Genomic DNA, 6,554 nt, shown 5'->3' with positions numbered 1-6,554 from the left:
ATAAAGAATATGAAATCCAAACCCGCAAACTCTCGTTATGAATGAGGGAGCCTAGGGGGGCAGGTCACTGCCCAACGTGAAAAGAAAACGAACTTCACGCGGCGCGCGCTCATTGCTTTGCCGGTTGTTGCGATTGCGGGTTACTTCACCGCAACACAGGTTCAAGCGATCATGTCCGAATCTGATCTGAGCAAGATCAATAGCGGCAAACCATCCATCGTGCAGATACATGACCCGCAATGTAGCATGTGTCGAACTTTGCAAAACCAGACGCGAAAAGCGCTGAAAGCCTACGATGATGACACTTTCGAATACCTCGTAGCCAACATTCGTTCGGAAGACGGTCTGGCGTTTTCTTCAAAATACGGTGTTAGTCACGTGACGCTTCTACTCTTCGATGCCAAGGGCGAGATGGTTGAGATCGTCAAGGGGCCAACAGATATGGACACCTTGCGCCGTGCATTTGATGCGCATCTCAAAAAGCAGACTTAAGGACTAGAGTCTGCTTTGGCCTTTTCAGAGAGCGTCTCAAACACTTCCACGATCTCTGCCTGTGTCGCGCGTTTTAAGACGCCATCTGCAAGTTCAGAACGCGACCAAACCCACGACTTTTCGGGGTCGTGGAGCATTGCCCAATCCGCAAAAATACGCTCAGACACTGTGCGGTTCACAAGTTCATTTACATTTGCATGGCGATCATCGCGTAGGATGCGCGCATAGGTAGCGTCAATCTTGTCAGCAGGGCCTTCGAGCAACTGAAGATAGACATCATGGCGGCATACGAGTGCACCAGTGATGCCATCGCGTTCATTGCACATACGCGCATCGAGTAAGATTGTGCCCAACGTCGGGCCATCAAAGCCAAAAGGTTGCGAAATGTAGATGAGTTGTTTGAGATCGGTGATGAGTTTCACTCCTATTTGGCCCGTAAAATTCAAAGCAAAACCGAATATCGGATTGTCTGGCCTAGGCTTTCTTGAAGTGTATGGCCTCTTCGCAGGGATGTCCCCTTTTTTCATACATGGTTAACAAAAAAGGCCGCCCAGTAGAGCGGCCTTTCGATAGATTTTCGAACGTCGATTAGTTCAAAGCTTTGTCCGTGATGGCATGTGTCCATGCACCCTCTGGCGCTTTGGTGATTACTGGATCGGAACCACCAGAGAGCAAGGATTGCACTGTGCGCTCATAGTCTGCTTCGAGCAAAGCACCGTTTGAGCCAGATGTCAGCTTGGAAATTTCGCGCATCATACGCTGCTGGTGCTCTTCAGTTTGTGCACCGGAAGCATCGTTTTCTAAAACGATATCAGCGGCCTCATCAGGGTTCATTTCAGCGTATTTCCAACCTTTCATGGACGCACGCACGAAACGGACAAGTTTGTCCTCCATCGCCGGATCCGCAAGGGAATCCTCAAGCACATAGAGGCCATCCTCGAGCGTCGCGACGCCCTGATCTTCGTACTTGAACACCATCAAATCGTCCGGTGTTAACCCGGCATCAATAACCTGCCAGTATTCGTTGTATGTCATTGTCGAAACACAAGCTGCTTGCTTTTGCAGCAATGGGTCCACGTTGAAACCTTGCTTGAGCACGGTCACGCCGTCTTCGCCGCCCTCGGTGCTAAGACCAAGTTTGCTCATCCAGCTGAGGAAAGGAAATTCGTTACCAAAGAACCAAACACCAAGCGTCTTGCCTGCGAAATCATCTGTGCTTGTGATGCCTGCATCTTTGCGACACGTGAGCATCATACCTGAGGACTTGAACGGCTGTGCGATATTGACCATCGGCAGGCCCTTCTCGCGCGCAGCAAGGGCCGCTGGCATCCATTCTACCGTGACGTCTGCGCCGCCACCGGCAAGAACCTGCGTCGGTGCGATGTCAGGACCGCCTGGTTTGATTGTGACGTTCAGGCCTTCCTCTTCGTAGAAGCCTTTGTCGAGCGCGACGTAGTAACCGCCAAACTGTGCTTGCGTGACCCATTTGAGTTGCAGCGTGAGATCATCCGCAGCCTGCGCTGCTGTGGCCATCGCACCCAGTGCAGCAGCCCCGACCCATTTTGAAAATACGTTCATTATTCTCTCCTTGTTGGTTAGTCTATTATTTTTGTTAACTTCTTTGTGACGGATGCCAGAATGTCCATTTGCGTTCTAGCAATGCCACGGCACCGTAAAAGAGCGCCCCAGTAATCGCAGCGACAACGATTTCTGCCCAGACCAGATCCAGCGCGAGTTGGCCGACGCTGGTTGAAATGCGAAACCCCATGCCGCGAATGGGTGATCCGAAAAATTCCGCGACGATTGCACCAATAAGCGCGAGGGTTGTCGCGATTTTGAGACCATTGAAGATAAAGGGCAAGGCCATTGGCAAGCGCAATTTGAACAGCGTTTTCCAATAGCCCGCCGCATAAGTGCGCATCAGATCGCGCTGCATAGCATCGCTTGCGGCCAAACCTTGCACGGTGTTCACGAGGATCGGGAAGAAGATCATAACAACGACGACGGCCGCTTTGGATTGCCAGTCAAAGCCGAACCACATGACTAAAATTGGTGCCATACCGATGATTGGTAAGGCCGCTGCAAAGTTGCCAACCGGTAGCAAGCCACGCTTCAAAAAATCAAACCGATCTACAGCAAGTGCCGTCAAGAACGCAGCGAGGCACCCGATAACGTAACCGCTCATCATGCCTTTCAGGACTGTTTGCACCCAGTCTTGCCAAAGGATCGATGTGGACGAAGCAAAGCGCGCGGCGATGACGCTTGGGGCTGGCAAAAGGACTTGTTGGATTTGCAGGCCACGCACGACGCATTCCCAAATGATGATGAGCGTAACACCAAAAATCACCGGAACCAGCAGCGAAGTCACGCGCGATTTCGGCAAAGCTGCGAGCCGCACGTTGACGTACCAACCCAAAGCCCAGATGAGCGCGCCTGCAATCAGCCAATTCATTGCGCCATCCCCATCCTATTGAGAACGATCCGCTGGATCAAACCGATAATCGCAACAAGCGTAGCAGCAAGTGCTGCGGCCACGAGCAAGGCGCTCCAAATCTGGATGGTCTGGCCGTAATAGCTGCCCGCCAAAAGGCGCGCGCCAAGGCCCGCAACTGCACCGGTTGGCAACTCGCCGACGATCGCGCCAACAATAGCTGCGGCCATAGCGATTTTGAGCGATGTAAAGAGATATGGCATCGAAGACGGTAACCTCAAACGCCAAAACGTCTGCGCACCAGACGCATGCCACGTCCGCATTTGATCAAGCTGCATATGATCAGGCGAGCGCAGCCCTTTGACCATGCCCACGACCACAGGGAAAAAGCTGAGGTACATGGAAATAATCGCTTTGGGCAGCAAGCCTTGGATGCCAACTGCGTTCAGCACCACGATAATCATCGGTGCAATCGCGAGGATCGGGATGGTTTGCGAGGTGATCACCCAAGGCATCACGCTCATATCTATTGTGCGGTTGAACACGATGCCGACCGCCAGTGCGATCCCAAGGACAGTGCCCAGCGCAAACCCCAAAAGCGTCGCGCTAAGCGTGACCCACGAATGATAAATCAACGAGCGCTTTGATGTGATCTTTTTCTCCACCGTCGTCTTCCAAATCTCGCGCGTCACTTGATGCGGCGCAGGGAGTTTTGGTTTTTTTTGCGACCATGTGTCAGCGATCAATTCGCTTGTGGATAACTCAACCCCTGCGCGCTGTGCTTTGTCATAGGCCCAAGGCGTGTTCAGCCACACGGCGGCTCCGTACCAAAGCACAATGATCGCCGCGACAACGGTTAAAACTGGGAAAAGGTTCCTCATCTGCGCCACTCCATGCGCAGTTCAGGCACAATGTTAGAAGGCTCGGCACCCTCGTTAGAAACCTCAACAAACCCTTCGCGTTTATAGAATTTCTGCGCCGCATGGTTGGGTTCATGAGTATTAAGCCAAAGAAAGTCGCGCCCTTCTTTGATCCTATCAATCAATGCCTTACCGATGCCTTTGCCAGAGATATTGCAATATAGGCCGCCAATGCGCTGACGTTCAGGATCAAACGCAAGATACGCTTGCGCAGGCGTCCCAGCGACAAGGATAACCCGCTCCTCAAACGCATCGTTCAGAAAGCTCGCGATCTCTTCGGCGGTATGGCTGCTGTGCATCCATTTGGTGCGTTGCTCCCACGCAAAGACTATTTCGCCCAATGCAGGCAAGTCATCGCGTGTGGCATTTCTAATCCCGAAGTCACGCATCACTATGCCCTGCCCTGAGGCCCTCGCGGACACGATGCGCTATCTCGATGAACTCGGGACTATCGCGAATTTCCAGCGGGCGCTCTTTGGGAAGCGTGCTCTCAATCACATCCGCGATACGCCCCGGTCGCGGCGACATCACAACTATTTTGGTGCTGAGATAAACGGCTTCAGGGATGGAATGAGTGACAAACGCGATCGTCTTTTCCGTGCGCGCCCAGAGTTGAAGAAGTTGCTCATTGAGGTGGTCACGCACGATTTCATCAAGCGCGCCAAAGGGTTCATCCATCAGCAAAATGTCCGCATCAAACGCAAGTGCGCGCGCGATCGAGGCGCGTTGCTGCATTCCACCCGAGAGCTGCCATGGAAACTTTTTCTCAAACCCGCTGAGTTCCACGAGATCTAAAACACGTTTCACACGCTCCGTTTGGTCCGCTTTGTCGTAACCCATAATTTCTAAAGGCAGCCGGATATTGCCCGCAATCGTGCGCCACGGATAAAGCCCAGCGGCTTGGAACACATACCCATAAGCCCGCGCGCGCCGTGCTTCTTCAGGGCTGACGCCATTCATCGTAATGCTGCCAGCCGTTGGCTGCTCTAAGTCCGCCATCACGCGCAGAAACGTGGTTTTGCCACAACCGGACGGACCGATAAAGCTGACAAATTCGCCTTTTTCAATATCGAGCGACACGTCCTTGAGCGCATGCACAGGTCCGTCGTTGGTTTGAAACGTCAGGCTAAGGTCTTTAGCGCTGATGATGGTATTATTGCTCAAGTGCCTGACCTTGCTGTTAAATTCCCGCAGGAATGTTCATAGGATCGCGTTTGATCATCTTGGGAGAATTCAACTCTTTCCATTTGCTCAGCGCAACATTGGGCGCAGCAAACGCAGGGCGCGGAATAAAACGGCCACGGCCAGGATTTGGTTGAGAGTTCTGACCCCATGCCCAAATTACCTCACCACGGTTCAAAGTGTAGCGCGCTTGGGCCGTCACTTCGAAACCCTCAAAGACGTTGTAATCAAGGATGGAATGATGGTTCGCAGGGCTGATGGTCTTAGAAATTTTCGGATCCCAAACCACGATATCCGCATCCGCGCCTTCAACAATCGCGCCTTTCTTAGGGTAGATATTCAAGATTTTCGCCACATTGGTCGAAGTTGCAGCGACGAACTCATTCGGCGTCAAGCGGCCCGTCTCAACCCCCTCGGTCCAAAGCACAGCGAGGCGTTCTTCCAACCCGTTGGACCCATTCGGGATGATACGAAAATCATCGCGACCTGCGCGTTTTTGTTCAGTAGTGAACGCGGCGTGATCCGTAGCAACCACTTGCAAAGAGCCTGATTGCAGACCTGCCCAAAGGCTATCTTGATGTTCCTTGTTGCGGAACGGCGGCGACATCACGCGACGCGCTGCATGGTCCCAATCATCTGAAAAATAGACACTTTCATCGAGCGTCAGGAACTGGATTAGTGGCTCGCCATAAACGCGCATCCCTTTTTGACGGGCCCGTCGGATCGCTTCATGCGCTTGCTCACAAGAGACGTGCACAATGTACAAAGGCGTGCCCGCACAATCGGCAATGGTGATCGCGCGGTTCGCGGCCTCGCCTTCAAACTCAGGGGGACGGGAATAGGCGTGACCCTCTGGTCCGGTAATCCCCTCGTCGAAGTACTTTTGCTGCATCTCGGCAACCAGATCACCGTTTTCCGCATGGACCATCGGCAATGCGCCCAACTCGCGGCAGCGTTTGAAGGAGGCGAACATCTCATCGTCCTCAATCATCAACGCGCCCTTATAGGCCATGAAATGCTTGAACGAATTGACGCCCATATCAACGGCATCCTTCATGCCATTGAATACACTCTCGTCCCAACCGGTAATAGCCATGTGATAGCCAACGTCGCTACAAATCTGTGGCGCTGACTTGCGATGCCACTCGTTGATTGCGTTCTTCAAATCACCATCCGCCCCGGGCAAACAGAAATCCACAATCATCGTCGTGCCACCCGTTGCCGCAGCCCATGTCCCTGTCTCGAATGTCTCTGCTGCGGTCGTGCCCATGAAAGGCATCTCAAGATGGGTGTGCGGATCAATCCCGCCGGGGATCACATAAGCGCCCTCCGCGTCGATATAGTCATCCCCCTTCAGGCCTTCACCAATCTGCTTGATCACTTCGCCTTCGATCAAAACGTCGGCTTTCCACGTGCGATCCGCTGTGCAGACCATGCCGCCTTTGATAACTTTCGTACCCATATTAATACGCCTTTCTAAATGCCTTCATCTTTCCAGATAAACTTCGGGGGGTCGCGCTCGCGCGATG

At 53.0% G+C, this 6,554-nt stretch carries 8 protein-coding genes; 1 reads left to right on the top strand and 7 read right to left on the bottom strand.

The genetic code is table 11. The features are described from left to right. Window positions 1-171: 171 nt before the first annotated feature. Window positions 172-492 carry a thioredoxin domain-containing protein gene (locus PFRI_RS20855; protein WP_139292161.1) on the top strand — a complete coding sequence of 107 codons (321 nt, stop codon included), beginning with the start codon at window positions 172-174 and terminating at the stop codon, window positions 490-492. On the opposite strand, the gene PFRI_RS20850 is transcribed toward PFRI_RS20855, so the two are convergent. From PFRI_RS20850 to hydA, 7 genes are all read right to left on the bottom strand, one after another. Further along, window positions 489-914, bottom strand: a complete 426-nt coding sequence (locus tag PFRI_RS20850; RefSeq protein WP_245812508.1) for a BLUF domain-containing protein — start codon at window positions 912-914, stop codon at window positions 489-491. The genes PFRI_RS20855 and PFRI_RS20850 overlap by 4 nt on opposite strands. A 166-nt stretch (window positions 915-1,080) precedes the next feature. Beyond that, window positions 1,081-2,070 carry an ABC transporter substrate-binding protein gene (locus tag PFRI_RS20845; protein ID WP_072632621.1) on the bottom strand — a complete coding sequence of 330 codons (990 nt, stop codon included), beginning with the start codon at window positions 2,068-2,070 and terminating at the stop codon, window positions 1,081-1,083. Window positions 2,071-2,104: 34 nt separating this feature from the next. Continuing rightward, window positions 2,105-2,944 carry an ABC transporter permease gene (locus PFRI_RS20840; protein WP_072632620.1) on the bottom strand — a complete coding sequence of 280 codons (840 nt, stop codon included), beginning with the start codon at window positions 2,942-2,944 and terminating at the stop codon, window positions 2,105-2,107. Beyond that, the gene (locus PFRI_RS20835; RefSeq protein WP_072632619.1) at window positions 2,941-3,804 is read right to left on the bottom strand and encodes an ABC transporter permease; all 864 of its coding nucleotides are present in this window, start codon (window positions 3,802-3,804) and stop codon (window positions 2,941-2,943) included. Before PFRI_RS20835 ends, PFRI_RS20840 begins: the two co-directional genes overlap by 4 nt. After that, complete coding sequence (locus PFRI_RS20830; protein WP_072632618.1) at window positions 3,801-4,232, bottom strand: GNAT family N-acetyltransferase; 432 nt, start codon at window positions 4,230-4,232, stop codon at window positions 3,801-3,803. Before PFRI_RS20830 ends, PFRI_RS20835 begins: the two co-directional genes overlap by 4 nt. Next, window positions 4,225-5,007 (bottom strand): ABC transporter ATP-binding protein, encoded by a 783-nt coding sequence (locus PFRI_RS20825; RefSeq protein WP_072632617.1) that lies wholly within the window; start codon window positions 5,005-5,007, stop codon window positions 4,225-4,227. The genes PFRI_RS20830 and PFRI_RS20825 overlap by 8 nt, the downstream gene beginning before the upstream one ends. Window positions 5,008-5,023: 16 nt before the next feature. Beyond that, entirely contained in the window at window positions 5,024-6,487 is a 1,464-nt protein-coding gene (hydA, locus tag PFRI_RS20820; protein WP_072632616.1) for a dihydropyrimidinase, read from the bottom strand. Window positions 6,488-6,554 lie beyond the last annotated feature (67 nt).

The sequence above is a fragment of the Planktotalea frisia genome (assembly GCF_001890925.1).
Lineage (GTDB): Bacteria > Pseudomonadota > Alphaproteobacteria > Rhodobacterales > Rhodobacteraceae > Planktotalea > Planktotalea frisia.
The sequence above is the reverse complement of the archived record's forward strand: the minus strand, read 5'-3'. Positions and strand labels throughout refer to the sequence as shown.